The following is a 24252-nucleotide window of genomic DNA, read 5'->3' as shown; positions in this document are numbered from 1 at the left end:
GCCGCTGCCCGGCGCGTCGGGGCGGGCACCAGCACCGCCCCCTCCGGGATCTCACCGCGGGCCTCGAGGTGCGTCAGGGCGGCGTCGAGAAGCATGCCCGCGTGCCTGCGTACAGCGAGGTTGGCGCGCTCCTTCATTGACAGCACAATGCCGCGGTGCGCGCCCGCGTACGGGCCGAGCACGAACACGGGCGCGAGCGTATCGACGCCCGTACTCACGCGGTACGGCAGCGCAGCGAGCGCGTGTTGGCACTTTTCGCACAGAACCTGGCCCGCCGCCGCGCACCCCGCGCAGCGCCGCGGCAGGACCAGCTCAAACATTTCCGGCCTACCGGGCCACAATCGGAACGGATCGCACACCCTGCAACCCAGGCACCTCGCGCCAGTTCGGGACGTCTGTCGCACCCGACGGCAGCTGCAGCACCGCGTTCGCGTCTGTGGCGTAGATCATGTCCGCCCCCGCCGCGACAGCCACGACCGGCGCAGTGATGTTGCCGACCGGCTTGCCCGTCGTCCCCGACCCGTCCTGCTCCACGCGCACCACCGGCGAGCCCGGGTTACTGGTACCCGCGATGATCGACCCGTCAGGCTGCCAGTCCGCCGAAATCACGCTGCCCGCCAAATCCGGCGCGTACTCCAGAACGTTAATCACGCGGCGCTCGCCGTCGCCGTACTGCTCAACAATGCCGGTATACAGCGTGCCCTCGATCACCATGACCGCGCGAACCCCCGTGTTGGACAGCCGCAGCACCGAAATACTTCCGTCGACGCCCTGCGGCAGCTCGACCGGGACTTCTGTGGTGGCGTATTCCCCGGATGCGGTGCGCACGGCGCGCTGCACCTGGCGGCCATTCATGACCGTCCAGATCCCGGAGCCTGAGCTCTCAAACGTCGGTCGCGTGAAGTTATCGCCCCTAAAAATCTCGCGCGCACCCTGCTCAAACGCTCCCGCGCGGAACACCTCGTCCCCCTCAGCACCGGTGATGATTGCGTAGTCACCAGCCGCGGTGACGTCAGCGGCGACGATATTGCCCTGCTCAGCAACCCTGCCATCCATCGGCTGTGCCTTCTCCTCGGCCACCTCGAACAGGCGTCCACCCGCCAGGGTGTAAAGCCGCTCTTCCTCCACCGTCGCCGTCGGGCTGACGTTGGGGAAGTCCTCGCGTGAGAAGCTTTCCGTTCCCGGCAGCAGAGGATCACCGTCGGCGTAGATCGCAATCGGCCCGCTCACACCGGCACCGGCCAAGGTCCACACCAGCTGGGCCGCGAAGCGCAGGCGCTCCTGCTCCCCCAACCCGCTTAGACCCGTGAACGTGTACGCACCGTCTTCCACCCCGGTGTAGGCGGCCTCGGCAGGAAGATCGAACTTGAGCGCCGTGCGTACCCGCTCCGAGGGACCGCGAAGCAGAAGCGTAATCAGCGTGGTTTCCAAGGTGTCACGCTCGACGAACACCCAGCGACGATCCGGCACGAGTTGAGTGCCGTCGCGGTTGAAGAAGTACAGGTTAAACGGCTGGTAGCGGTTGCGCATTTCCGTGCGCTCGATCACAGCACCGGCCGGCAGGGACGAAATCCGCCACTGGCCGTCGACGCGCTGGACCTCCATCGTCGCCTCGTAACCCTGGCGCGCGGGGATAAAAGAGCCGCCCGGTCGCAACTCCCCGATGACGTTGCCCTGCACGTTGAAGCTCTGGGTGTCACCTCCACTAGCCAGGGTGTTCACGCTGATCCTGTCCACGACGATCGTCGAGGCGCTGGGGTCCCAGGCCTGGCGCGCCGCGTCCGTGAGAAAGCTCTTCGCACCCTCGTAGTTGCCCGCCGGCACCGCGGAGGCCGCGAAGAAGTCGCGCAGCAGCACGTCCGGGTCGCTGTCCGGGGCAGGGGTGATGTCGGGGTTGGCCTGCGTTGGTGCCTCGTAACGCCGGATCACCTGCGGTGCCGAATCCGTCGGCAGTGAGGCGCAGGACGTAACCAGCGCGACCGCGGTCAGCGCCGCGAGCGCCGAAACAACACGGCTGGGCCGCGCGCGGAAACTACGCATCACTTAGGCTCCTTTCGCCGTTCGCGCCGTGGGCGCTTTCAGGTCAACCGGGGCGGTGACAAACCCCGTGCGCGGGTCTCGCGGAAGGACAAGGCGGAACTGCGATCCAACGTTGACGGTACCCGCCGCGTCAAGGGTTCCCTTGTGCAGCAGGGCGTCTTCACGCGCAATCGCCAGGCCCAGGCCGGTGCCTCCCGAGTGGCGCTTGCGCGACTTGTCCGCGCGCCAGAAGCGGTTAAACACAAGATCTTCCTGCCCGGGCTTGAGTCCGATGCCCTCGTCGGTCACCGTGATCGCGACCGCCTCGTCGTTCTGCGTTAGCTCCACCGTCACGGGGTTGCCCTCGGAGTGGTCCACGGCGTTCGCGATGAGGTTGCGGATCACGCGCTCGATGCGCCGGGAGTCGCCCTCGATCTGCACCGGCTCGTCCGGGACGATGAAGTTCACCTCAACGTCGAGCTCGTCAGCCAGGTGTCGCGTGTGCTGCCACGCCGCTTCAATCGGGGCGCGGGCATCCATCTTCGCGGGCGAGAGGTCGGCCACGCCAGCGTCGTGACGCGAAATCTCGAGCAGGTCCCCCAGCAACTCCTCGAAGCGGTCGAGCTCACGCGTCATCAGCTCGGAGGCGCGCCTCGTGGTCGGCTCCAAGCTGTCCGGGTCGGAGGCGATCATGTCCGCCGCCATGCGCACCGTGGTCAGCGGGGTGCGCAGCTCGTGCGAAACATCGGAGGTGAACTGCCGCTGCAGATCGCCGTACTTCTCCAGCTGAGTGATCTGGCGCGACAGCTTATCCGCCATGTCGTTGAAAGACAGTGCCAAGACCGCCATCTCGTCTTCGCCATCGACGGGCATTCGCTCGCGCAAGTGCCCGGCAGCGAAGCGCTTCGCCGTGCGCGACGCCGACCGCACGGGCGCGACAATCTGCTGGGAGGCAAGCCACGCGATGCCGACGAGCAGGACCACCACGACGAGGATGGCCGAGACCAACAGGCCGCGCATCAGCGCAAGCGTCGACGCCTCGGCCTCCATGCTCATCACCAAATACACCTGCAGGCCCGGGATATCCGAGCTGGTCGGGGTGCCCACGATCAGGGCCTTGTAACTTGAGCCGTCGGAACGCAGCGCCTCGTGGAACTGGTAGGCGACATTGCCCTCGGAAACGAACTGGCGCAGCCGCTCCGGCACCTCGTATCCCTCCGGCGAGGTGGTCAGCGAGCCGTCGGCGTTTTCTAACAGCAGCACCGGCTCGTAGACGGCGGCAGCCTCCGAATCCTGCTGCGACCTCTGCCCCAGCACGGCGCGCGCGGAGTTTAAGCGAGTCTGGGTTGACCCCGTCGACCCAGAGCCGTCGATCTGCTCCTCGGCCACCACCCGGGCGCGCTCGATTTCCGTCGTCGCCAGGCCCACCTTCGCGGTGGTCACCCTCTGGGCCACCACCGAGGCCAACGCAAAGCCCAGGACCAGCATGACCGCGGTGGACACGATCAGCACCGTGCCCACGAACCTGACCTGCAGGGACGTGCGCCATGCCTCGGCGACGTGCTCCCGCACCCGCCGAACGGGGTTAGTGTTCAGAAGTCTTACACCCCCGGCTTGCCCGTCTTATACCCGACGCCGCGCACGGTCAAAACGATCTCCGGGTTCTCCGGATCGTGCTCAATCTTCGAACGCAGGCGCTGAACGTGGACGTTGACAAGACGGGTGTCGGAAGCGTTGCGGTAGCCCCAGACGGATTCCAGCAGCTCCTCACGGGCATGGACCTGGTTGGGCTTGCGCGCCATCTCCAGGAGCAGATCAAGCTCGAGTGGGGTCAGGGCGATCTCGGCGCCGTCGCGCGTGACCATGTGCTGCGGCACGTCGATGGTGAGGTCGCCGATGGTAAGCACCTCGGCGGGCTCCTCCTCGGTGCGGCGCAGCCGGGCACGAATGCGCGCGATGAGCTCCTTCGGCTTGAACGGCTTGGTGATGTAGTCGTCTGCCCCCGACTCCAAGCCCAACACGACGTCGACGGTGTCCGTCTTCGCGGTGAGCATCACAATCGGCACCGCGGAGACCTTGCGGATCTCGCGGCAAATGTCCACGCCGTTCATCCCGGGCAGCATCAAGTCCAGCAAGACGATGTCGGGGTCGTAGTCGTTGAAAACCGGAACCGCCTCCGCGCCGTCGGTCACCGACTGCGTCTCGAAGCCTTCCGACTCCAAAACGATGGTCAGCATCTCGTTGATCGCTGGGTCATCTTCGACGACCAAAATCCTGTGGGGCACGACGACTCCTTAACGTAGGTCCTCTACCGCTTGCATGATAGTCGCAGCGTCGGACGTTACGACCCATCGACCCGCCCACCCGGTTTCCGCGAGGCGCACGTAGGCCGCGAACGTGTCCTGCTGCAGCGATGCGTCGCTCTCGTAGCGGTCGCGCACCCGCTCGGCGTCGCCCTCCTCTCGACGACGGGCGCGCTGCCCCGCCTCGGCGGGGTCGGTGTCCACCAGCACCTGCAGGTCGGGCCGGGGCAGGCCGAGGCGGACGAACTCGAGCTCGAAGACCCACCGGGCCGCCGCGTCGTCGCCCGTGCGCGCCGCCGTGTACGCGGCGTTCGAGGCGACGTAGCGGTCGAGGATGATGATCTTGTCCGGGGCGGTGGCGAAGGTGTCGAGAAGAGGCTTGGCTCCCGCTCGATCCAGCGCGAACAGGGTTGCCATGCCGTGCGCCGAGTCCACCAGATCGCCCATCCGGCCGTGAAGCGCCTCCCGGGCGAGTTGCGCGTAAATCGAATCCGCGTAGCGCGGAAACGCAACCGTCTCCGCACCCAGCTCACCCTTGATGGCGTTAACCAGCGTATTTTTGCCGGCGCCGTCGATTCCCTCTACCGCGATGATCATGGCGCCTAGTAGCGGTAGTGCTCCGGCTTGAACGGGCCGGCGACATCGACGCCGATGTACTCCGCCTGCTCCTTGGTCAACTCCGTGAGCGTGCCGCCGAGGGCCTCGACATGGATGCGGGCGACCTTCTCGTCGAGGTTCTTCGGCAGACGGTAAACCTCGTTGTCGTACTGCGCGCCGTTGGTGAACAGCTCGATCTGGGCAATCGTCTGGTCAGCGAACGAGTTCGACATCACGAACGACGGGTGGCCAGTGGCGTTGCCCAGGTTGAGCAGGCGGCCCTCGGACAGCACGATGATCGAGTTGCCGGACGGCAGGTGGAACAGGTCCACCTGCGGCTTGATTGGGGTGCGGCTGACGTCGTCGCGGTGCAGCAGCGAGTGCATGTCAATCTCGTTGTCGAAGTGGCCGATGTTGCCCAGCACCGCGTGGTCCTTCATCTTCAGCATGTCGCCGAAGGTGATAATCCCCAGGTTGCCGGTGGCGGTGATCACGATGTCCGACTCGGCGATGGCCTCGTCGACGGTGACAACGCGGTAGCCGTCCATCAGCGCCTGCAGGGCGTTGATCGGGTCGATTTCGGTGACGGACACGATCGCGCCCTGGCCGTCGAGCGCCTCGGCGACGCCCTTGCCGACGTCGCCGTAGCCGCACACCAGTGCCTTCTTGCCCGCGATGAGCACGTCGGTGCCGCGGTTGATGCCGTCGATGACGGAGTGGCGGGTGCCGTAGCGGTTGTCGAACTTCGACTTGGTCACCGCGTCGTTGACGTTCATTGCCGGGAAGGGCAAAATGCCCTCCCTGGCGAAGTGGTAGAGACGATGCACGCCCGTGGTGGTCTCTTCTGTTACGCCCTTGACCGCGGCCGCCGTCGCCGTCCACACGCCGCTGTCGGCGGCGAGCGTTTCGCGCAGCATGGAGTAGAACGCGACCTGCTCGTCGGAGTCGCCGGGCTGGGAGTTGGGCACCGCACCGGCCTTCTCAAACTCCATGCCCTTGATCACGGCCATAGTGGCGTCGCCGCCGTCGTCAAGAATCATGTTCGGGTACACGCCCTCGCCCCAGTTGAAGATCTGGCGCACGCACCACCAGTACTCGTCGAGGGTCTCGCCCTTCCAGGCGAACACGGGCACGCCCTGTGGGTTGTCCGGGGTGCCGTCCTTACCCACCACGACAGCCGCAGCGGCCGCGTCCTCCGTGGAGAAAATGTTGCAGGACGACCAGCGGACCTGCGCGCCGAGCGCGACAAGCGTTTCAATGAGCACCGCGGTCTGCGTGGTCATGTGGATCGACCCGGAGATGCGCGCGCCCGCCAAAGGTTGCTCCTCGGCGTACTCGCGGCGCAGCTGCATCAGGCCCGGCATCTCGTACTCGGCGAGCTCGATTTGCCTGCGTCCGGCCTCGTGGAGGCTGATGTCGGCGATCTTGTACTCGGCCTTATACTCGGCCTTGTATTCGGTTCTGCCGTCGTTGCTGTGGTTGTCCACGCCGCTCGCGTCATTCATCTTGTGTTGCTACTCCCAGCTGTGTAAGGGCTCAGGAAAGCTCAGCCCATTGATAGTTCGCTCCCACCATAGTCGCCCGGCCTCCCCGGATCTGCCGCGCGCCCGCGCGCAGCGGGGCGGCGTTTAGGAAAGCGCTTCGACGAAAGGGTCGACGTCCTGGTCGTCGTCGGTATCCGCAGCCTCAAGGACGGATGCCGCGGCTTCCGCGAGCTTTTCGTCGATCTCTGCCGAGGCGGAGCGAATAAACGGGTAGCTGTCGACGATCTCCCCGGCGCTGAACGGAGCGCCAGCCCAGATCGCCGCGATCGTCGCCGCAGCGAGGCCGTTGGCGATTTCCTCCTCCGTTGCCGAGTCGCCGTTGGCGGCGAGAAGAACCGCGTCTCGGACGGCCTCGGCGACGTCGTCAGGGTCGAGCTCGGAGAGATCATCGAGGAAGTCGACGTTGACTTCCCACGAAAAGATGTCCTTGTCCCAGGCGCTCATTGCTGTTGGTCTCCTGTCTGTGGTGCGGAGCGCAGGTGGAATGCGCCACCTGCTTTTTAAATGTCATTGCTATCCCCTTAGTACGCCATCTGTCTAGTGGCTACCACCTTTGCGCACGTTTACGTCGGTGTGGTGGCTTTCCAAATGGCCGGCGACGTACTATAAAAGCACAGTCGGTATCAAACCGTTACTAAGCTGTAACTAATCCCGGGAAAGGGGGCACGCCATGAACGACTCAAAGCGCATCGTCTCTGTCTTCATGGCGGTCGGTCTCGCCCTCGCCATCGGAGTCGGCGTGGTGGTGTGGAAGATGTCATCGCCCTCTACAGCTGCGAATCCCGCCTACCTGGCGGACGCAACTGAACCCGCCAGCAGCGAGCCGACGAGCCAGCCCGTGATGCGCAGTGCCGCCTCGCCCGAGTCGACCGCGCCCGCAGATCGCGATCGCACCGCGCCCACGCAGGGCGATGCGGATCCGGCTGCCGCAGAGCGTGATCCGCTATTGCCGCCCAACGCAGTGGTCAACCCGGCGCCGCGCGCGGCCACTCCGACGCGCGTTTACCGCCCGTCCAACGTCGTTCCCACCTCCGTCATCGCGCCGCAGGGCGACGCGCTGAGCACAGATCTCACCCCGGTGCGCCCCACCGGGCAGTCAATTGAGCCCACCCCGGCGACCCCGGCTGACGCCACGCCGGAAACGACCGCCCCGACTGCCCCGCCGGCCACGTCCGCAACGGATACAACCGGCACCACGGCGCCTGAAACGTCGGCCGCTGAGTCCACCTAGGCCCAGAACCCGGCCGCCACTGCCCCGGTCACTTCTGCCCCGGCCACGCGGCCCGTCACTCCCCAGCAGCTTCCGGACCCGATTGAGCAGGCCCTTCCCACATCCACCGATCCGACAAACCTGTGGGAACGCCTGCAGCGGGTGTTCCAATAGGCCGAACTTAAGCGGACTCGTCCATTGCGGTCGCGGCCAGCGCACGGACTATGAGCCGGGCGGCGGTTGTTTCCTCTCCCACCGGCGATGGTTCGCACCACTGCGCACTGGCGTTGGCGAGCGCGACCTCGGTGTGGTTCCACACCACAACCTTCAGCGCGACCCGGTGCTGCTCGCCGTCGATGAACGGGTCGTGGAAGATGTCGCGGGCGGGTTGTTCCACCGCCCGATCGAGCTCACGGTGGTCCACGTAGCCCGACGCCATCGAGCGCGCCGACCACACCTGCGCCGCGACGGACGCCACGGCGTGCCCGCAGCGCTCGAAACCTGTGTGGATGACGCGCGACCCCGCCGCGTGCGCACGCAACTGACGCGCGGCGTTGACCGCTTCATCTCGCTGTGGGCTGAGCGCCACGAGCTCGTCGTCGACGTCGCCTGCCATCGCCTGCAGGCGGGTGGCGATGAGCTCCACCGGCTGCTCGAGGGCGTCCAGCACCGCGGTGAGCACCCCGAAAGCTCGCAGCGGCGAGGAGCCCGCTGTGGTGGGCAGCGCGGGGATGACCAAGGTGGCGTCGGGGGCGTCGTCGATAAGCGGGCCGTGCGCCGGGCCGGCCAGAATGGTCTCGGCTCCGCGGGCAGACGCGGTGAGCAGAGCGCGCGAGGCCGCCTCGTCATCGGCGGCGTCACCCACGATGACGACGATGTCGAGCGGCCCGACGTAGCTCGGCAGCGCCGGCGTCACCACCACGGGGAGCGCCAGGGGCGAGCGCAGGTCCACTGCGGCTTGAGCGGCGGCGCGCGCGATCTGGTCGGTCGCGATCACAACCATGCTTCGCGGGGCAATCGCGCGCAGCGAGTCCAGCTGCTGCGCCGCCTCAGCCACCGCCCGCAGCTGCGCGCCTTCGTGCGCGACGTCGAAAAACAACACGGTCTCACGGTCGTAGTTGCCGGCACCGTCGTAGTAGCTTCGATCCTCCATGGGTTCCATGGGCCCAGCCTACGTGGCGGCTACGCCCGGATGATGCCGAGGACTTCCTCGACGATCGCGTCCACTTCAGCGCGCGTCGGGGCCTCAGCGTTGAGGCGCAGCAGCGGCTCGGTGTTGGAGGCGCGGACGTTGAACCACACCGGCGGGGTCTCGCTCAGCTCGACGGTGACGCCATCGAGCTTGTCGACGCCCACCGCACGCTCCGCAAATGCCTCGACAACGCGCTCGGTCGCAGCGTTCTGGTCGTCGACTTCGGAGTTGATCTCGCCGGAGGCGGCGTAGCGGTCGTACTCGCCCATGAGCTCGCTCAAGGGCAGGTCCTGCTCGGCGAGCGCGGCGAGCACGTGGAGCGCGGCGAGCAGGCCGGAGTCGGCGTTGAAGAACTCGGCGAAGTAGTAGTGGGCGGAGTGTTCACCGCCGAAAAGCGCGCCTGTTTCCGCCATGTGCGCCTTGATGTAGGAGTGGCCGACTCGCGTGCGCACGGCCGTGCCGCCCTGCTCGGCGACGATTTCAGGCACCGCGCGCGAGGTGATCGCGTTGTGGATGATCGTCGCCCCCGGGTGCTCGGTGAGCGTGCGCGAGGCCACGAGAGCGGTGATCGCGGAGGGGGAAACCGGTTCGCCCCGCTCGTCGACGACGAAGCAGCGGTCCGCGTCGCCGTCGAAAGCCAGCCCGATGTCCGCGCCCTGCTCGACAACGAACTTCTGCAGGTCTTCGAGGTTCTTCGCGTCCAGCGGGTTGGCTTCGTGGTTGGGGAAGGTGCCGTCGAGTTCGAAGTAGAGCGGGCGCACGTCAACTCCGTCCAAGACCGCGGGCACGGTTAGACCGGCCATTCCGTTCGCGGCGTCGACAGCGACGACCAGTGCGTGCCGAGACGGCACGGGCACCAGCTCGCGCAGGAAGTCGGCGTAGTCGCTGAGCACATCGCGCCTGTCGACGCTCCCGGCAGCGCCGCCGTACTCCGGTACGCCGCCTAGAATCAGCTCGGACATCGTGGCAAGCCCGGTGTCGGTGCTGACGGGTTTCGCCCCGGCGCGGCACAGCTTGATGCCGTTGTACTGGGCGGGGTTGTGGGAGGCGGTGAACATGGCACCAGCGCACCCGAGGCTGCCGGAGGCGAAATACAGCTCGTCGGTCGACGTCAGGCCGAGCTCGACGACGTCGAGCCCTTGGGAAGCCGCGCCACGCGCGAAAGCTCCGGCCAGTGCTGGGGACGAGGGTCGCATGTCGTAACCGACGGCGATGCGGGTTTCCCCCTCGCCGCGCAGGATGTGAGCGAATGCCGCGCCGGCGTCGGAGACGAACTGCTCATCGATTGTCTCGCCGACGATACCGCGGATGTCGTACGCCTTGATGGCCTTGGTGATGGACTCTTGCGTGTGCGTGATTGCCATGGCGGCAATCCTAGTTGTCGCGCTCGACATTCTCCCGGGTCGGGTCCGGGACGACGCGGAGGTGGGAGCGGCGCGCCGCCTTGGCGGCGTTGATCTGCTCCTCGACGCGCTTGGTGCGGTGCACCGGGTGATTGGAGGTGCCGGGGTCGCCGAAGTCGTGGTTGGCCGCGTACTCGATGGGGTCCTGGCTGGTGTCGACGAGCCCGGTGGTGACCCGACCCGCCTCGCGCACCGCCTCCGCGAGGGCGGTGAGATCGGCTTCCTCCATGTCCTCGAGCTCGTCGTCGATCTCGACGTGCTCCACGCGCACCATGTCCCAGCCGACCGGTGCTGAGATGTTGGCGGAGTGGCGTTCGCAGAGGTCCCAGGAGTGCGGCTCAGCCACGGGCGCGAGCGGGCCGACGACGGCGGTGGAATCCGCGTACGCGTAGATGAGCGTGGCCACGGCAGGCCTGCCGCAGCCGGGACGGCAGCAACGACGGAAGGTGTTCACGGGAGCCAAGTCTAAACCTCTCCTTGAGATCTGGCGAGTGACACGCGGCGTGGTAGGCCGCGACGACACCTACTGAAGTCCTATCATAAGGCGCTATGAGCCCCGCCGATTCCCCGCAGCCAGGCCGACAGCCGCGGCTTGCACATCTGCGGCCCGCCCACGACCGCAGGGGGCGCGGGCCGCGCGGGCCGCTGCTGCCTGTCGCTGTGCCGCGCTACAGGACTCGCTCCATGGCTTTCGATCAGCTTGTCCTCGAAGCTTACGCCCCGCTGCACAACGCCTACTTCGACCAGCTCGCCGGGGTCGACCTCGCTGTGGACACGATTCCGCGGATGCGCCTGCGGCCGGACTCGGTGATGCCCGACGACACTGTCGCCGACGGGCCCGTGCCGCTGGGGCGCATCCTGGGTGCGGGCGTGGACCGGTACGGCAACCCGACCAGGGCCCGGATCATCGTTTTCCGGATGCCGGTGGAGCGCCGGGCAAAGACCACGGCTGAGCGCTCGGAGATGCTGACGTGGATTCTCACGGCACTGGTGGCGAACCACCTGAATATGGACCCGCGGGATCTTGACCCAGAATTCGGGTGGTAGTTAGCCGATCTGCTTCTTCAGGCGACGACGCTCGCGGTCGGAGAGACCGCCCCAGATACCAAAGCGCTCATCGTGCTCGAGCGCGTACTCAAGGCACTCGTCGCGCACCGCGCAGGCCTGGCAAATGCGCTTTGCCTCGCGGGTGGAGCCGCCTTTTTCCGGGAAGAACGCCTCGGGGTCGGTCTGGGCGCAGAGGGCCTGATCCTGCCACTCCTGTTCGACGGTGCCGAAGAGCTCATCGAGGGTCATCCCGCCCGCAGCTGCGCCACGGAGAATGGCGTTGTCAGCCATATTGTCCACGCCGTCCCCTTCCTCCGTTGTGGGTTGCTTACATGCCTGTGATTACAACAGCGATTACACACCGACTAAGCGCAGGCCCGCAACACGTTTTCGACGCAGCCGGGGTGAAGCGCGATGAAAACCGCGCCAATAATCACATCCGTCACATCAGTAACATTCCGCCGGGGGTGGGGGTAAAACACGGGGGTGCTATATGTAGTGGCGCTCGTGGCGTAGAACACCTAATTGCCTCCGTATCGGCGTGTCGCTACGCGTCGGGAGAAAATCGGATTCCCGAATCGGGAATAACCACGCCCGGCCAGACACGCATCCCGGCCTGGAGCTCACAGCGGGCCCCGATCTGTGCACCCTCGCCCACGACGCAGTCGACGATCCGCGCATTGGCGCCGATGCGCGCCCCGGCCGCAATAATGGACCCGCGCACCATGGCGCCGGGCTCGATGGTCACTCCGTCGAAAATGACACTGTCGTCGACGCGGCAACCCGCACCGATTTCGCAGCCGCGCCCCACAGCCGTGCCGCCCATCAGGATCACCCCTCCGGCGATTCCGGCGCTCTCATCCACGAACGCCTCCCCGGTACGCCCCTCAAGCAGCGGCGAGTACGCAATGCCGCGCACCACATCGGAAGATCCCTGAACGAAGTCGTCGGGGCGGCCCATGTCGCGCCAGTAGGAGGTATCGACGTGGCCGACGATCTTTGCGCCCTCGGACAGAAGGCCCGGGAACGTCTCTCGCTCCACAGAGACGACGCGCCCCTCCGGAATCTGGTTGATCACGGAGCGTTTGAACACGTAGCAGCCCGCGTTGATCTGGTCGGTCGGCGGGTCGGGGGTCTTTTCCAGGAATTCGAGAACGTTGCCGGAGTCGTCCGTGGGCACGCAGCCAAAGGCGCGCGGGTCCGGAACGCGGACAAGGTGCAGGGTGACATCCGCGTCTTTGTCCGTGTGTGTGGCCAGGATATCGCTCAGGTCGGCGCCAGAAAGGACATCGCCGTTGAACACCACCGCGTTGTCGTAGCGCAGCTTGTCGGCCACGTTGCGGATCGCCCCGCCCGTGCCCAGCGCCTCTTCCTCGACGACGTACTCGATTTCCAGGCCCCAGTCGGAGCCGTCGCCGAAGTACGCCTCGAACACCTCGGCTTTGAACGACGTCCCCAGCACGACGTGGTGCATCCCTGCTGCACGAATGCGGGCGAGCAGGTGGCTGAGGAAAGGGAACCCGGCGGTGGGGAGCATGGGTTTCGGTGTCGACACCGTCAGCGGGCGAAGCCTGGTGCCGCGCCCCCCTACGAGGATGACCGCGTCGGTGCGCGCTGGATCTGTCATGATCTTTCTAGGAGCCTTTCGTCTGCTGAAGAATGCCGCGGGCCCACAGGCCGAGCCACAGTGCCAAGCGAATCGGACCCTGCCACCAGGCGGGGTGCCTGTCCGCTTGGAAACGGTACGCGGATTTGTGGTGCGCCGGCACGGTAACACGCGTGTGCTTGCCGGCGACGTGGCCCTGATCGTGCATGATCACCGACGAAGGGCAGTACAAATTGTCCCAGCCCGCGCGGCTGAGTCGGTCGCCGAAGTCGATGTCTTCGAGGTACATGAAGTAGCGCTCGTCGAAACCCCCGATGTCTTCGAAGGCCTCCCACCTGACCAGGAGGCAGGCGCCGGAGAGCCAGCCCGCGGTGCGTTCGGTGCCCATGTCGCTGTTCGCCCTGTATGCGCGGGTGAACGGGTTGTTGGGCCAGGCGTCGACAAGCAGCGCGTGCCCGATGCCGGTGAGCAAGCCGGGGACCTCGCGCGCGCTGGGATAGATCGAACCGTCCGCTTCCTCGATGCGCGGCCCGGCGGCACCCGCGCGCGGATTCGCGGCCAGCCGGGCGAGCAGTTCGTCGACAGAACCAGGACTAAAGCGCACGTCGGGGTTGGTAATGAGCAGGTAGTCGGGATCGATCTCGCCTGCTTGTCGACGCCTCGCCAAACGCTTCACCGCGGCGTTGATCGCGCCACCGTAGCCGATGTTTCCCCCGGTGGAGAACACGTCGACGTCGTCTCGGCCGGCGGCGAGCTGCTCGGGCGAGCCGTCCGAAGAACCGTTGTCGGCGCAGACCAGCAGTACCGGGCGCTTCGTCGAGCTACGCACGGTGTCGTCGAGGAAGCGCAGGTGGCGCCCGGGCGAGTACGTCACCGTGATAACGGCAAGCGGCTTGGCAGGTGTGTTCACAATGCCCACAGCCTAGTCAGAAGCACCTCCGACGGAAGGTTGCGGCACACGGGGTTGTCGGGCGGATGTCGTATACTTCCGATCGTGACCGAGAACCCCCGACGCAACGCACGGCGTGTCCGCGACATCCAGGCGGCTCCCTCGCGGATGAGGGACCTACGCCAGTCCGGCCACCCCGCCATCAAGGGCGTCCTCGCATTCGTCTCCGCGCTCATTCTTGTCATCTCGGGCGCGGGCTACTTCTCCGTCGGCCGCCTCGGCGGATCCCTGAGCGCCTCTGAGCTGCAACTCGACCGCGACAGAAATGTCGAGGTGCTCGACGGCGCTGTTGACATCCTGTTGGTCGGTTCCGACTCCCGCACGGACGCTCAGGGCAACCCGCTGAGCGAGGAGGAACTTGCGCGCCTGAACGCCGGCGTCGCGGAGGGCGAGATCAATACGGACACGATCATGGTGCTCCGCATACCCGAGGACGGCTCCAGCGCAACGGCGGTATCGATTCCCCGCGACACCTACATCCATCACGATGAGTTCGGGAACATGAAGATCAACGGGGTGTACGCGGCGCACGCGGGCCGCAAGCGCGAAGAGCTTGTGAACGCCGGTACGAGCGAGGGCGCGTCATTGGAGCAGCAGGTCGCCCGCGCCGGCCAGGAGGGCCTGATCAAGGCGGTAGCGGACCTCACCGGCGTTGAGGTCGACCACTTCGCCCAGGTCGGGCTGTTGGGCTTCGCCCTGCTTACCGATGCCGTCGGCGGTGTGGACGTGTGCCTCAACGCGCCTGTCGACGAGCCGCTGTCGGGCGCCAACTTCCCCGCCGGCGAGCAGACACTGGACGGCGCGCAGGCGCTGTCGTTTGTCCGCCAGCGCCACGACCTGCCGCGCGGCGACCTCGACCGGATCGTGCGCCAGCAGGTGTACATGGCGTCGCTGGCGCAGAAGATGCTCTCTGCCGGCACCCTGGCCAACCCCTCCAAGCTGCGCGAGCTGAGCACCGCGGCCGAGCGCTCCGTCACCCTCGACGAGGGCTGGGACGTGGTGCGCTTCGCCCAGCAGATGTCGGGCCTGGCCGCAGGCGACATCACGTTCACGACCATCCCCGTCACCTCCGTCGACGGCGTCGGCGATTACGGCGAGTCGATCGTCACCGTCGACGTCGCGCAGGTGCAGCGTTTCATGGACGAGGTTGTCGCTCCCCCCGCCGCACCCGCCGCACCCGCTCCGGGCGAGCCCGCCTCCCCCCTGTCGGGACACGAGGTCTTCGCCCTCAACGCCGGGCAGATCGAGGGCCAGGCCGATGGAGTCGCGGGCTGGCTCAAGGAGCAGGGCGCGACAATAGCGGATGTGTCCAACGCGCTGCCAGGGGTGTACTCGGGCTCCCAGGTCGTCGCGCTCAACCCCGAGGACCCGGCCGCGCTGGCGCTCGCGGAGATGCTGGGCGGACTGCCCGTGACCGCCAACGAGGGGCTGGAACCGACGAGCCTCGTTGTCGTGGTTGCCGACGACTACGCGGGGCCGTCGTCAAGCAGCACCTCGATTGACACTTCCGGGGCTGAGTCCCCAGCGGCCGGCGGCGCTTCGGGCGCCTCCGAGATGGTGGGAACTCCGGGCGAGGACTTCGGCGCCGCCGAGGTCGCCCCGCAGATCGACGCCGGCGGCGACGGCCCGCGCTGCGTGAACTAAACCTATGATGGGCGGCCATGAGCATCATGGCACCGCTTGTCGCCTCCCAGCCCTCCAGCCCGCGACTGACCGTCTACGACGAGACCGCGGGCACTCGCATGGATTTTTCCGCCCAGACCCTGGATAACTGGGCCGCCAAGATTGCCAACATGCTCGACGAGGAGTTCGAGCTGGCCACCGACGCCGTTGTCGTGATCGATCTGCCCGCTTCGTGGCAGGCGGCGGTTATCGCGCTGGGCACCTTCAATTCCGCGCGCACCCCGCTTTTCGACGCCCCCACGGACGCTGCCCCGGACGTGGTGTTCACCCACGCGGAGCGCGCCGCCGAGTGGTCCGGGGTACCGGAAGTGGTCGTCGTCTCCACCGACCCGTTCGGCCGCGGGGTGGCAGAGGCGGGCGGGCAGGTGCCCGCGGGGACAGTCGATTTCGGTCCCACCGTGCGCTTTTACGGTGATGTGTACTACGGCGACTCACCTAAGCTGCGGCGTTGGGCAAAGCCGGAGTACGGCCCGCAGCGCTACATGGTGGATCCGTGGCGCACGACCGCTGACTTCGAAAACACGGTTCTCGCGCCGCTGGCCGCCGACGGGTCCGTTGTGGTTGCAGCGGGGTTGGCCTCGGCAGAGCGGCTGCGCGAGATCGCCGAGACGGAGAACGTTACGCATTTCTTAACAGCAGGTTAAGATTGCTGCGTAACCGTCCGCTTTCAGGTTCTTTTACCCCCATATTAGGGTTAGTTGGAGATTCTAACCCGTTCGTACACATTAACTAACTACGGTAAAGGCACCCCTTATCAAGAAAGGTTCACCAGATGAAGATGTCGCTACGTAAGTCTGGCGCGCTGCTGTGCGCTGCCGCCCTCGGTTCCGCAACACTCGTCGCTTGCTCCTCCGAGAGCTCCGACTCCGCCTCCGAACCCGCCACCAACTCGGCCACCAACGCCGCTACCGCCACGGCGGGCGCGGAGGGTGAAGGCCGCGGCCCGATCACCTTTGCCATGGGCCGCAACGACACCGACAAGATCGTCCCGATCATCGAGAAGTGGAACGCTGAGCACCCCGACGAGCAGGTCACGCTCAACGAGCTCGCCGGCGAGGCCGACGACCAGCGCGACACCCTGGTGCAGTCCCTTCAGGCTGGCAACTCCGACTACGACGTCATGGCGCTCGACGTCGTATGGACCGCCGACTTCGCCGCCAACCAGTGGCTCGAGCCGCTCGAGGGCGACTACGCAGTGGACACCTCCGGGCTGCTCGACGCCACCGTCGAGTCCGCCACCTACAACAACACGCTCTACGCCGTGCCGCAGAACACCAACGGCCAGCTGCTGTTCCGCAACACCGAGCTCGTCGCCGACGCCCCCGACACCTTCGATGACATCCGCTCCGCCTGCGAGGCCGTGGAAAACGCAGACTGCCTGACCACCCAGCTCAAGCAGTACGAGGGCCTGACCGTCAACAGCCTGGGCTTCATCAACGGCTGGGGCGGCGAGGTCCTCGACGACCAGGGCCAGCCCACGGTTGAGTCCGCCGAGGCGAAGGAGGGCCTGCAGGCGCTTGTCGACGCCTACGCGGACGGCACCATCTCGTCTGCTTCCACCGCCGCGACCGAGGAGGAGACCAACCTCGCGTTCACCGAAGGCGAGACCGCATTCGCCATCAACTGGCCGTACATGTACTCCAACGCCGTGGAGAAGGGACTGCAGTTCGAGGTTCAGCCGCTGGTGGGCAAGGACGGCGTGGGCGTGTCCACGCTCGGCGGATACAACAACGGCATCAACGTCAACTCCGAAAACAAGGCCACCGCGCGCGACTTCATCGAGTTCATCATCAACGAGGAGAACCAGCTCTCCTTCGCTGAGGCGTCCTTCCCGCCGGTTCTGGCCTCCATCTACGATGACCAGGCTCTCATCGAGGAGCACCCGTACCTGCCCGCGCTGAAGGAGTCGCTGGAGAACGCGAAGCCGCGCCCGGTCTCGCCGTTCTACCCCGCCATCTCCAAGGCGATCCAGGACAACGCCTACGCTGCCCTGACCGCGGGCAAGAGCGTCGATGACGCCACGCGGGACATGGCCGCCGCGATCCGCCAGGCCTCCTAAAACCGCCTGACCCTACTGCTTGGGGCTGCCTAAAAGCGCGCGACGCCCGCACCTGTGAGACTCTAGTTCCACAGATGCGGGCGTTTCGTCCGTGAGTTATTCGCAAGAAGGTGCACATGACCACAGCTGTGAAAGCAACACCATCCCGCCCGCGGCGCGATACGGGGAAGGCAGCTCTACTCGTCGCCCCGGCGCTGGCGGTGCTGGCTGTTGTTATCGGCTACCCGATTATTCGCGCGATCTTCCTGTCCTTCCAGGCAAATCGTCGCCTCGACCCCGCCACCGGGGTCTTCACCGAGGGCGGGTTCGCCGGTTTAGACAACTACCTGTACTGGATTACCAACCGCTGCATGTCGCCGTCCGGCGTCGTCGGAGTGTGCCCGCCGGGCGTGCTCGCCACCGACTTCTGGCCGGCGGTGCGCATCACCTTGTTCTTCACCGTGGTCACCGTGCTGCTTGAGACGATCCTGGGCATGATCATGGCGCTGATCATGAACACCCCGTCGCGCGGGCGTGCGCTGATCCGCGCCGCGGTCCTTATCCCCTGGGCGATCCCCACGGCGGTCACGGCGAAGCTGTGGCAGTTCATGTTCGCTCCGTCCGGCATCGTCAACTCGCTGCTCGGCACGTCGATTGCGTGGACGACGGACCCCTGGGCCGCGCGAACCGCCGTGATCATCGCCGACGTCTGGAAGACCGCGCCGTTTATGGCGCTGCTCATCCTCGCCGGGTTGCAGATGATCCCGCGCGAGGTCTACGAGGCCGCACGTGTCGACGGCGCCACGAAATGGCAGCAGTTCGTCCGCATCACCCTGCCTCTGGTGCGCCCTGCGCTGATGGTTGCCGTGCTGTTTCGCACGCTCGACGCGCTGCGCATGTACGACCTGCCGGTGATCATGATCTCCGGCTCGTCGAACTCCCCCACGGCGACGATCTCCCAGCTCGTCGTCGAGGACATGCGCCAGGGCAGCTTCAACTCTGCATCCGCCTTGTCCACCCTGATCTTCCTGCTCATCTTCGCCGTCGCATTCGTCATGATCCGTTTCCTCGGCGCCGATGTCGGGCGGGTGGAGCGCACCGAGGGAAAGAAGCGGCGTTGGGTGGGGCGTCGACAAGCGCGCGGCGCAAAGGCTCAGGAGGTCTAAACGATGAAAAAGATCTGGCACTACGTGGGCGTCATCTTCATCATGTTCTGGGGCCTCGCCCCGTTCTACTGGATGCTCATCACTGCGCTGCGCGACAGCGCGCACACGTTTGACACCACACCGTGGCCCACGCACGTCACGCTGCAGAACTTCCGTGACGCCCTGGCCACGGACAAGGGCAACGATTTCCTCGGGGCGATCGGTAACTCGCTGATCATTTCACTGTCGACGACCGCGATCGCCGTCGCCGTCGGCGTGTTTACCGCCTATGCGATCGCACGCCTCGACTTCCCCGGCAAGGGCATCGTCACCGGGGTCATCCTCGCGGCCTCGATGTTTCCGGGCATCGCGCTCGTCACCCCACTGTTCCAGCTCTTCGGCGACTTGGGCTGGATTGGCACCTACCGCGCGATGATCATCCCGAACATCTCGTTTGCGCTGCCGCTGACGATCTACACGCTCATCTCATTTTTCCAGCAACTGCCGTGGGAGCTGGAGCAGGCGGCGCGTGTCGACGGCGCCACACGCGGACAAGCCTTCCGCCTGGTGCTGCTTCCTCTCGCGGCGCCCGCGATTTTTACCACCGCGATCTTGGCGTTCATCACCACCTGGAACGAGTTCATGCTGGCCCGCCAGCTGTCGACCACCGCTACCGAGCCGGTGACCGTGGCCATCGCGCGCTTTAGCGGGCCGAGCGCGTTCGAGTACCCGTACGCGTCCATCATGGCGGCTGGTTCCTTGGTCACCGTGCCGCTGATCATCATGGTGCTGGTGTTCCAGCGCCGCATCGTCTCCGGGCTGACCGCGGGCGGGGTCAAGGGATAGTGCGCCGCGACCTTGTCTGGCAAACCCTGATCGGGTTTGTCGGGTTCTTTACCGTTCTGGCACTGGTGCAGGCGGTGCTCAACCTGTTTCGGCCGGAGCCGGCGATTTGGCCGGGGCTGCTCGCCGGGGCGCTGTGCTTGGCGACGTTCCTTCTGGTGCGCCGGTGGCTGCGCTGGCGCGCCGGCCCCGGCGCCTGATCCTGCGGCATTTTTGACCCGTCCCCGTTCTTAACCTGAGGGTTGGCCGGGGCAGGCGGACGACGAACGCAGACGCCGCCACGCCACCCGCGCCGCCGAGTGCGGCAGCGCCACGATCTCGCGGACGTAGTTCTTCACCCGCGAGCGCGGGGGCGTCGGGGCGGCGACCACCTCGACGGGGATGCCGAGGTGCCACGCCCACAACTTCGTGCGGAGCACGTGGAAGCTACTGGTGACGACGGTCAGCGTGGTGCCGGGAAACAGCGCGTGGCAGTTTTCCAGGTTCTCGTTGGTTGAGCGCGCGGCCGGTTCCTCGACAGCGGCGAGCACCCCGTGAGCGGCGAGCCAGGAGGCCATCACGGAAGCCTCGCCGTGGTGCCCGCTGACAACCACGGGGCGCGAGGGATCCTTGCGCCACAGGCAGAGGGCCGTCGACAAGCGTGCTTCAAGCATCGGCGAGGGGCGCCCGTCGATGACCCGGGCGCCGAGCACGACGATGGGGCTAGTCACCCATCAGGCGCGCGCGCAGCGCCTCGTCCTTGCGCTCCACCTCGGCGGCCATTTCCGCCTGGTAGGAGACCATTTTTTCCAGCATAGCCGGGTCGGACACGCCAATAATGCGCGCGGCGAGCAGTCCCGCATTCTTCGCCCCGCCAATGGAGACAGTGGCCACGGGCACACCGCCGGGCATCTGCACAATGGAGAGCAACGAATCCAGGCCATCGAGGTCTTTGAGCGCCCGCGGGATCCCGATGACGGGCAGCGGCGTAGCCGCGGCGACCATGCCGGGCAGGTGGGCCGCTCCCCCGGCGCAGGCGATGATCACTTTCAGGCCACGGCCGTGGGCCGACTTGGCGTAGGCCAGCATCTTCTCTGGGGTGCGGTGAGCGGAAACAACCCCGACCTCGAAGGGGATGGAAAACTGCGCCAGCACCTCGGCGGCGGGCGCGACGGTGTCCCAGTCGGAGTCGGAGCCCATGATCAGGCCAACGAGCGGCTGCATATTCCCTACTTCCATTCTGCGTTGATGATGTAGTGCGCTGCGTCTTCGGCGACCTCCAAGGCGCGCTCAAGGGAGTCGGCGGCGACGTTGACGTGGCCCATCTTTCGGCCCGGGCGATAGTCCTTGCCGTAGAGGTGGACCTTGGCGTCGGGGTAGCGGCGCATGACCTCGATGACGCGCTCCTCCATCGGCGTCTCCGGGTCCGCGTCTCCGCCGAGGGTGTTGACCATGACTGTCACGGGGGCGGTCGGTTCTGTCGAACCCAGCGGCCAGTCGAGCACCGCGCGCAGGTGTTGCTCGAACTGGGAGGTTACGCAGCCGTCCTGGGTCCAATGCCCGGTATTGTGCGGCCGCATGGCCATTTCGTTGACCAGCACCGAGCCGTCAGCGGTCTCGAACAACTCGACGGCGAGCACACCGGTGACATCGAGCTCCTCTGCGATACGCACCGCGAGGTCGCGGCAGGTCACGGCGAGCTCGGCGGACAACCCCGGCGCTGGGGAGATCGCGACGCGGCACACGCCGTCGGCCTGGCGAGACTCGACAACGGGCCACGCGGCGACCTGACCGGAGCGGTTGCGCGCCACCATCGCCGAAAGCTCGCGGACAAACGGCACCTTTGCTTCGGCGTAGAGCGCAGTACCCGCGGCCAGCAGCTTCTCAACCAGGTCCTCGAATTCATCGCGCGATGACGGGAACCACACCCCGTGCCCGTCGTATCCGCCGCGGGTGGCCTTCAGGCACACCGCACCGTCGACCTCGTCGAAGAAGCGGGCAGCGTCGGCTGCGGAGGCGATCGGGGCGAACGGAGGAACCGGGGCACCGAGCTCGGAAAGGCGAGTGCGCTGCTCGAGCTTGTCCTGGGCGTAGATCAGTGCTGCGGGGCGAGGTTCGACGGCCACGCCGGCGTCGATAAGCGACTGCAGGTGCTCGTTGGGCACGTGCTCATGGTCGAAGGTGACGGCGGAAGCACCCTCGGCGGCCGCCCTCAGATCGGCGAGGTCGGTGTAATCGCCGATACGTACCTCTCCGAAAACTTGGGCGGCGGAACTTTCGACGTCTCCAGCCAGGACGCGCGGAGCCACACCGAGCTCAATGGCCTCGGTGTGCATCATGCGAGCGAGTTGACCGTCGCCGACGACCGTAACAATGGGCATTCCGTAAGCGTCTCTCACGCCCACCTACTTTAGCGCCCGCGTCGTGCTCAGTAACGACGCGCCTGAGCGATCTGGCCGTGGAGGATCTTCTCCACCTTCCGGCTGCGGCCGACCTCGGGGAAGTAGAGCGGGCGCTCGAAGCCGTACACCGTCAGCGAAATCCCGCCCTGTTCGCGGTGCGCCGAGTGAATCTGGCCGAAGGGGATGGAGTCGACCGCACCACGGCGGCTGCGCGCGAACACGCGGTGGTTGGTCACCACGAAGCGGCGCCGCCTGTTTGTCGCCAGCGGCCAGCAAAACCGCACCACACCCACGATGGCCCAGATGAGAACGATGAGGTTACGCAGGCTCTGTGAGATGCCGTTCGCATCCATCCACCCGATGGCCATCCAGCACACACCGGTGATCACCACGAACTCGAGCAAAGGGAAAATCAGGGTCGTCAACGGGCTGGTCGTGTCTGCAAGCACAACTTCGCCCTTGGCCAGTCGCAGGCCCCGATTGTCTCCCACGGCGCAAATGCTAGTTGGCCGGGCGCAGGTGGGTCACGTCGCCTGCGCTGTAGGCGGTGCCTTCGATGAGGATCTCGCCGACGTCGGTGACGTCTTCAACCGTTCCCTCGACGTCGCCGCCGTGACGCTCCAGGCGCACCGTCTTGCCGATGGTCGAACACACCGCGCGGTAGTTCTCCAGCAACTTTCCGTCACCCGTCTGCCACTGCTCCAGGCGCGTCGCCAGAGCCCGCAGCAGGTCGATGGTGAACTCGTCGAAGTCGATCTCAATCCCCTCGAGGTTGAGCGAGGTTGCGTTGTCTACCGGCAGGTCCTCGGCTCGCCACGCAGCATTGATGCCGATGCCCACCACAACGCGGCGGCTATCGCCCGTGATGTCGGCCTCGGAGAGGATGCCCGCGAACTTCTTGCCGTTGAGTAAGGCATCGTTGGGCCACTTCAACTCGGCCTGCGGCACGACGTCGGTGAGTGCGAGGCCGGCGGCGAGCGAGGCGAGTCCCAGGTTGTCGGTTAAGGGGGCGTCGACAAGCACGCTCAGCGCGAGGATCGAGCCGGCCGGCGAAACCCACTCGCGGCCCATCCGGCCCCGCCCCGCGGTCTGTTCGTCGGCGATAAGCACGCTGCCAGGCTTGCCCGTGGCCAGAAGCTCCGTGTTGGTGGAGCCAATGGTCTCGACCCAGCGGACGTCGTCCCACGAGTCGGCGACGTCGGCTGCGATGCGTTGGATGTCCTTGACTGTCATGACCCCCAGCATATTGCCTGTGGGCGGCTGCTACGCGAAACACGGGACTTTCCAGTAGCTTTCCAGTAGGAAAGGGCAGTGAGCTGCGCCTTTTAAGTACTGGAAAGTTTTCCAGTAAACGATCACCCCTGCGGACCCACCACGCACACCGCCACCGCGTAATCACCGTCGTGGGACACCGACAGCGACTGCGCGGGCGGGCCCACCTTTCCCACCTCACCCCGCAGGGTGATAGCGACGCGCCCGAATGCGTCTGGCACGACCTCGATATCGCGGAAGTCGACGTTGCCAAGCACGGGCGGTACGCAGTAGAGCGACTCTGACCAGGCTTTCACATACGCCTCCTTGGCAGCCCAGCGCGCGGCGAGGGAGGACTCCCGCGACGGCTTGGCCGCGCAGTCACGCAGTTCTCGCTCGGTAAACACGTGCTTGAAGGTGGAGCCGGATGTGCCCAGCTGCGCGGCGAAGGCGGGAATATGGACGATATCGGTGCCGACGTGCATCTGACTTACATTCCTTTCCCTGGTACGAGGGTGTCCAAGATCACAATTTGGCGAACGTGCAGCATAAACACGTAACTTACCCGAACGTAACCTACTCTTTGGTAAGTCTTCGCCATGTGGCCGCGGAAGGAAATTATCCTCCCTCCCATGACGCTTTCGCCCTACAAACCATTAGACGAATTGGCTGATGTTCCCCGCACAACAGCCGAAAAAATGGAGGATCTGCGCCGCCGTCGCGAGGAATCGTTGACCCCCTCAGGCAATTCCGCCCTCGACAAGGTCCGCGCCGCCGGCAGAATGACCGCCCGCGAACGCCTCGACTACCTCCTCGACGAAGGTTCCTTCCACGAGACTGGTCAGCTCGCGCGCCACCGCACCCACGACTTCGGCATGTACGGCAAGCCCCCCCACAGATGGCATTGTCACCGGTTTCGGCACCATCGATAGCCGCGAGGTGTGCATCTTCTCCCAGGACGGCACCGTCTTCGGGGGCGCGCTCGGCGAGGTCTATGGTGAGAAAATGGTCGCCATCCAGGAACTCGCCGTCACTTCCGGA

General features: G+C 66.1%; 26 protein-coding genes and 2 pseudogenes. 9 read left to right on the top strand and 19 right to left on the bottom strand.

Annotation, left to right across the window (positions count from 1 at the left end):
* The 7 genes and pseudogenes from HMPREF0298_RS12395 to HMPREF0298_RS03005 all read right to left on the bottom strand — a co-directional run.
* A pseudogene (locus tag HMPREF0298_RS12395) lies at nucleotides 1–320 on the bottom strand (ComF family protein); the annotation flags it as partial.
* Nucleotides 321–327: 7 nt separating this feature from the next.
* Nucleotides 328–2040, bottom strand: coding sequence for an LpqB family beta-propeller domain-containing protein (locus HMPREF0298_RS03030; RefSeq protein ID WP_006839627.1), 1713 nt, complete (start codon nucleotides 2038–2040; stop codon nucleotides 328–330).
* A 3-nt stretch (nucleotides 2041–2043) separates the two neighbouring features.
* The gene (mtrB, locus tag HMPREF0298_RS03025; protein ID WP_006839626.1) at nucleotides 2044–3591 is read right to left on the bottom strand and encodes an MtrAB system histidine kinase MtrB; all 1548 of its coding nucleotides are present in this window, start codon (nucleotides 3589–3591) and stop codon (nucleotides 2044–2046) included.
* 29 nt (nucleotides 3592–3620) lie between these two features.
* Nucleotides 3621–4304 carry an MtrAB system response regulator MtrA gene (gene mtrA / locus HMPREF0298_RS03020; RefSeq protein ID WP_006839625.1) on the bottom strand — a complete coding sequence of 228 codons (684 nt, stop codon included), beginning with the start codon at nucleotides 4302–4304 and terminating at the stop codon, nucleotides 3621–3623.
* Nucleotides 4305–4313: 9 nt separating this feature from the next.
* On the bottom strand, nucleotides 4314–4919 hold the full coding sequence (locus tag HMPREF0298_RS03015) for a dTMP kinase (protein WP_006839624.1): 606 nt from the start codon (nucleotides 4917–4919) through the stop codon (nucleotides 4314–4316).
* A gap of 5 nt (nucleotides 4920–4924) precedes the next feature.
* Nucleotides 4925–6424 carry an adenosylhomocysteinase gene (ahcY, locus tag HMPREF0298_RS03010; RefSeq protein WP_006839623.1) on the bottom strand — a complete coding sequence of 500 codons (1500 nt, stop codon included), beginning with the start codon at nucleotides 6422–6424 and terminating at the stop codon, nucleotides 4925–4927.
* Nucleotides 6425–6547: 123 nt separating this feature from the next.
* Nucleotides 6548–6907, bottom strand: coding sequence for a DUF4259 domain-containing protein (locus HMPREF0298_RS03005; RefSeq protein WP_006839622.1), 360 nt, complete (start codon nucleotides 6905–6907; stop codon nucleotides 6548–6550).
* A gap of 226 nt (nucleotides 6908–7133) precedes the next feature.
* On the opposite strand from HMPREF0298_RS03005, the gene HMPREF0298_RS03000 reads away from it, so the two are divergent.
* Complete coding sequence (locus tag HMPREF0298_RS03000; protein WP_006839621.1) at nucleotides 7134–7694, top strand: hypothetical protein; 561 nt, start codon at nucleotides 7134–7136, stop codon at nucleotides 7692–7694.
* A 160-nt stretch (nucleotides 7695–7854) separates the two neighbouring features.
* Here HMPREF0298_RS03000 and HMPREF0298_RS02995 read toward each other — a convergent pair whose 3' ends face one another.
* Genes HMPREF0298_RS02995 through HMPREF0298_RS02985 form a run of 3 tightly spaced genes read right to left on the bottom strand, consistent with a single transcriptional unit; the run spans nucleotide 7855 to nucleotide 10722 of the window.
* The gene (locus HMPREF0298_RS02995; RefSeq protein ID WP_006839620.1) at nucleotides 7855–8835 is read right to left on the bottom strand and encodes a hypothetical protein; all 981 of its coding nucleotides are present in this window, start codon (nucleotides 8833–8835) and stop codon (nucleotides 7855–7857) included.
* Between the two features lie 20 nt (nucleotides 8836–8855).
* A complete protein-coding gene (locus tag HMPREF0298_RS02990; protein ID WP_040422219.1) occupies nucleotides 8856–10229 on the bottom strand; it encodes a phosphomannomutase/phosphoglucomutase in 1374 nt (457 codons plus the stop codon).
* Nucleotides 10230–10239: 10 nt separating this feature from the next.
* A complete protein-coding gene (locus HMPREF0298_RS02985) occupies nucleotides 10240–10722 on the bottom strand; it encodes a DUF3499 domain-containing protein (RefSeq protein ID WP_083789490.1) in 483 nt (160 codons plus the stop codon).
* Nucleotides 10723–10817: 95 nt separating this feature from the next.
* On the opposite strand from HMPREF0298_RS02985, the gene HMPREF0298_RS02980 reads away from it, so the two are divergent.
* Nucleotides 10818–11315 (top strand): metallopeptidase family protein, encoded by a 498-nt coding sequence (locus tag HMPREF0298_RS02980; protein WP_050758263.1) that lies wholly within the window; start codon nucleotides 10818–10820, stop codon nucleotides 11313–11315.
* Here the strand turns inward: HMPREF0298_RS02980 and HMPREF0298_RS02975 are convergent, their stop codons facing one another.
* From HMPREF0298_RS02975 to HMPREF0298_RS02965, 3 genes are all read right to left on the bottom strand, one after another.
* The gene (locus HMPREF0298_RS02975) at nucleotides 11316–11615 is read right to left on the bottom strand and encodes a WhiB family transcriptional regulator (RefSeq protein ID WP_040422218.1); all 300 of its coding nucleotides are present in this window, start codon (nucleotides 11613–11615) and stop codon (nucleotides 11316–11318) included. It lies immediately after the preceding gene.
* A gap of 247 nt (nucleotides 11616–11862) precedes the next feature.
* On the bottom strand, nucleotides 11863–12942 hold the full coding sequence (gene manB, locus HMPREF0298_RS02970) for a mannose-1-phosphate guanylyltransferase (RefSeq protein ID WP_006839614.1): 1080 nt from the start codon (nucleotides 12940–12942) through the stop codon (nucleotides 11863–11865).
* A 7-nt stretch (nucleotides 12943–12949) separates the two neighbouring features.
* Nucleotides 12950–13840 (bottom strand): glycosyltransferase family 2 protein, encoded by an 891-nt coding sequence (locus HMPREF0298_RS02965; RefSeq protein WP_006839613.1) that lies wholly within the window; start codon nucleotides 13838–13840, stop codon nucleotides 12950–12952.
* Nucleotides 13841–13978: 138 nt separating this feature from the next.
* Between HMPREF0298_RS02965 and HMPREF0298_RS02960 the strand changes: the two genes are divergently transcribed.
* The 6 genes from HMPREF0298_RS02960 to HMPREF0298_RS02935 all read left to right on the top strand — a co-directional run bounded on the left by HMPREF0298_RS02960 (nucleotide 13979) and on the right by HMPREF0298_RS02935 (nucleotide 19779).
* A complete protein-coding gene (locus HMPREF0298_RS02960; protein ID WP_006839612.1) occupies nucleotides 13979–15514 on the top strand; it encodes an LCP family protein in 1536 nt (511 codons plus the stop codon).
* Between the two features lie 17 nt (nucleotides 15515–15531).
* Nucleotides 15532–16197: a TIGR03089 family protein gene (locus tag HMPREF0298_RS02955; protein ID WP_006839611.1), complete on the top strand. Its 666-nt coding sequence runs from the start codon at nucleotides 15532–15534 to the stop codon at nucleotides 16195–16197.
* 128 nt (nucleotides 16198–16325) lie between these two features.
* Nucleotides 16326–17612, top strand: coding sequence for an ABC transporter substrate-binding protein (locus tag HMPREF0298_RS02950; RefSeq protein WP_006839610.1), 1287 nt, complete (start codon nucleotides 16326–16328; stop codon nucleotides 17610–17612).
* 116 nt (nucleotides 17613–17728) lie between these two features.
* The gene (locus HMPREF0298_RS02945; protein WP_006839609.1) at nucleotides 17729–18757 is read left to right on the top strand and encodes a carbohydrate ABC transporter permease; all 1029 of its coding nucleotides are present in this window, start codon (nucleotides 17729–17731) and stop codon (nucleotides 18755–18757) included.
* A 3-nt stretch (nucleotides 18758–18760) separates the two neighbouring features.
* Nucleotides 18761–19582, top strand: a complete 822-nt coding sequence (locus tag HMPREF0298_RS02940; protein ID WP_006839608.1) for a carbohydrate ABC transporter permease — start codon at nucleotides 18761–18763, stop codon at nucleotides 19580–19582.
* Nucleotides 19582–19779, top strand: a complete 198-nt coding sequence (locus tag HMPREF0298_RS02935; protein WP_006839607.1) for a PEP-CTERM sorting domain-containing protein — start codon at nucleotides 19582–19584, stop codon at nucleotides 19777–19779. Before HMPREF0298_RS02940 ends, HMPREF0298_RS02935 begins: the two co-directional genes overlap by 1 nt.
* 30 nt (nucleotides 19780–19809) lie before the next feature.
* Here the strand turns inward: HMPREF0298_RS02935 and HMPREF0298_RS02930 are convergent, their stop codons facing one another.
* The 6 genes from HMPREF0298_RS02930 to acpS all read right to left on the bottom strand — a co-directional run bounded on the left by HMPREF0298_RS02930 (nucleotide 19810) and on the right by acpS (nucleotide 23696).
* The gene (locus HMPREF0298_RS02930; RefSeq protein WP_006839606.1) at nucleotides 19810–20289 is read right to left on the bottom strand and encodes a YdcF family protein; all 480 of its coding nucleotides are present in this window, start codon (nucleotides 20287–20289) and stop codon (nucleotides 19810–19812) included.
* Entirely contained in the window at nucleotides 20282–20782 is a 501-nt protein-coding gene (gene purE, locus HMPREF0298_RS02925; RefSeq protein WP_040422216.1) for a 5-(carboxyamino)imidazole ribonucleotide mutase, read from the bottom strand. The genes HMPREF0298_RS02930 and purE overlap by 8 nt, the downstream gene beginning before the upstream one ends.
* Nucleotides 20783–20787: 5 nt before the next feature.
* A complete protein-coding gene (locus tag HMPREF0298_RS02920) occupies nucleotides 20788–21939 on the bottom strand; it encodes a 5-(carboxyamino)imidazole ribonucleotide synthase (RefSeq protein ID WP_006839604.1) in 1152 nt (383 codons plus the stop codon).
* Nucleotides 21940–21986: 47 nt separating this feature from the next.
* Complete coding sequence (locus HMPREF0298_RS02915; RefSeq protein ID WP_006839603.1) at nucleotides 21987–22451, bottom strand: YdbT family protein; 465 nt, start codon at nucleotides 22449–22451, stop codon at nucleotides 21987–21989.
* Nucleotides 22452–22461: 10 nt separating this feature from the next.
* Nucleotides 22462–23193 carry a biotin--[acetyl-CoA-carboxylase] ligase gene (locus HMPREF0298_RS02910; protein WP_169304953.1) on the bottom strand — a complete coding sequence of 244 codons (732 nt, stop codon included), beginning with the start codon at nucleotides 23191–23193 and terminating at the stop codon, nucleotides 22462–22464.
* Between the two features lie 122 nt (nucleotides 23194–23315).
* Nucleotides 23316–23696 (bottom strand): holo-ACP synthase AcpS, encoded by a 381-nt coding sequence (gene acpS, locus HMPREF0298_RS02905; RefSeq protein ID WP_006839601.1) that lies wholly within the window; start codon nucleotides 23694–23696, stop codon nucleotides 23316–23318.
* A gap of 147 nt (nucleotides 23697–23843) precedes the next feature.
* Between acpS and HMPREF0298_RS11760 the strand changes: the two are divergent.
* Nucleotides 23844–24252: pseudogene (locus HMPREF0298_RS11760) on the top strand (carboxyl transferase domain-containing protein); the annotation flags it as partial.

Origin of the sequence: Corynebacterium lipophiloflavum DSM 44291 (genome assembly GCF_000159635.1) — a bacterium.
Taxonomy (GTDB): domain Bacteria; phylum Actinomycetota; class Actinomycetes; order Mycobacteriales; family Mycobacteriaceae; genus Corynebacterium; species Corynebacterium lipophiloflavum.
This window is presented reverse-complemented; position numbering and strand designations above follow the sequence as displayed.

Excerpts from the sequence above, each read along its gene's own strand:
- HMPREF0298_RS03030 (WP_006839627.1), bottom strand. The coding sequence starts at position 2,040 with ATGCGTAGTTTCCGCGCGCGGCCCAGCCGTGTTGTTTCGGCGCTCGCG.
- HMPREF0298_RS02940 (WP_006839608.1), top strand. The coding sequence starts at position 18,761 with ATGAAAAAGATCTGGCACTACGTGGGCGTCATCTTCATCATGTTCTGG.
- HMPREF0298_RS03015 (WP_006839624.1), bottom strand. The coding sequence starts at position 4,919 with ATGATCATCGCGGTAGAGGGAATCGACGGCGCCGGCAAAAATACGCTG.
- HMPREF0298_RS02995 (WP_006839620.1), bottom strand. The coding sequence starts at position 8,835 with ATGGAACCCATGGAGGATCGAAGCTACTACGACGGTGCCGGCAACTAC.
- HMPREF0298_RS02945 (WP_006839609.1), top strand. The coding sequence starts at position 17,729 with ATGACCACAGCTGTGAAAGCAACACCATCCCGCCCGCGGCGCGATACG.
- purE (WP_040422216.1), bottom strand. The coding sequence starts at position 20,782 with ATGCAGCCGCTCGTTGGCCTGATCATGGGCTCCGACTCCGACTGGGAC.
- HMPREF0298_RS02980 (WP_050758263.1), top strand. The coding sequence starts at position 10,818 with ATGAGCCCCGCCGATTCCCCGCAGCCAGGCCGACAGCCGCGGCTTGCA.
- HMPREF0298_RS02990 (WP_040422219.1), bottom strand. The coding sequence starts at position 10,229 with ATGGCAATCACGCACACGCAAGAGTCCATCACCAAGGCCATCAAGGCG.
- HMPREF0298_RS02955 (WP_006839611.1), top strand. The coding sequence starts at position 15,532 with ATGAGCATCATGGCACCGCTTGTCGCCTCCCAGCCCTCCAGCCCGCGA.
- HMPREF0298_RS03005 (WP_006839622.1), bottom strand. The coding sequence starts at position 6,907 with ATGAGCGCCTGGGACAAGGACATCTTTTCGTGGGAAGTCAACGTCGAC.
- HMPREF0298_RS02950 (WP_006839610.1), top strand. The coding sequence starts at position 16,326 with ATGAAGATGTCGCTACGTAAGTCTGGCGCGCTGCTGTGCGCTGCCGCC.
- HMPREF0298_RS03000 (WP_006839621.1), top strand. The coding sequence starts at position 7,134 with ATGAACGACTCAAAGCGCATCGTCTCTGTCTTCATGGCGGTCGGTCTC.
- acpS (WP_006839601.1), bottom strand. The coding sequence starts at position 23,696 with ATGCACGTCGGCACCGATATCGTCCATATTCCCGCCTTCGCCGCGCAG.
- HMPREF0298_RS02960 (WP_006839612.1), top strand. The coding sequence starts at position 13,979 with ATGAGGGACCTACGCCAGTCCGGCCACCCCGCCATCAAGGGCGTCCTC.
- ahcY (WP_006839623.1), bottom strand. The coding sequence starts at position 6,424 with ATGAATGACGCGAGCGGCGTGGACAACCACAGCAACGACGGCAGAACC.
- HMPREF0298_RS02920 (WP_006839604.1), bottom strand. The coding sequence starts at position 21,939 with ATGCCCATTGTTACGGTCGTCGGCGACGGTCAACTCGCTCGCATGATG.
- manB (WP_006839614.1), bottom strand. The coding sequence starts at position 12,942 with ATGACAGATCCAGCGCGCACCGACGCGGTCATCCTCGTAGGGGGGCGC.
- HMPREF0298_RS02910 (WP_169304953.1), bottom strand. The coding sequence starts at position 23,193 with ATGACAGTCAAGGACATCCAACGCATCGCAGCCGACGTCGCCGACTCG.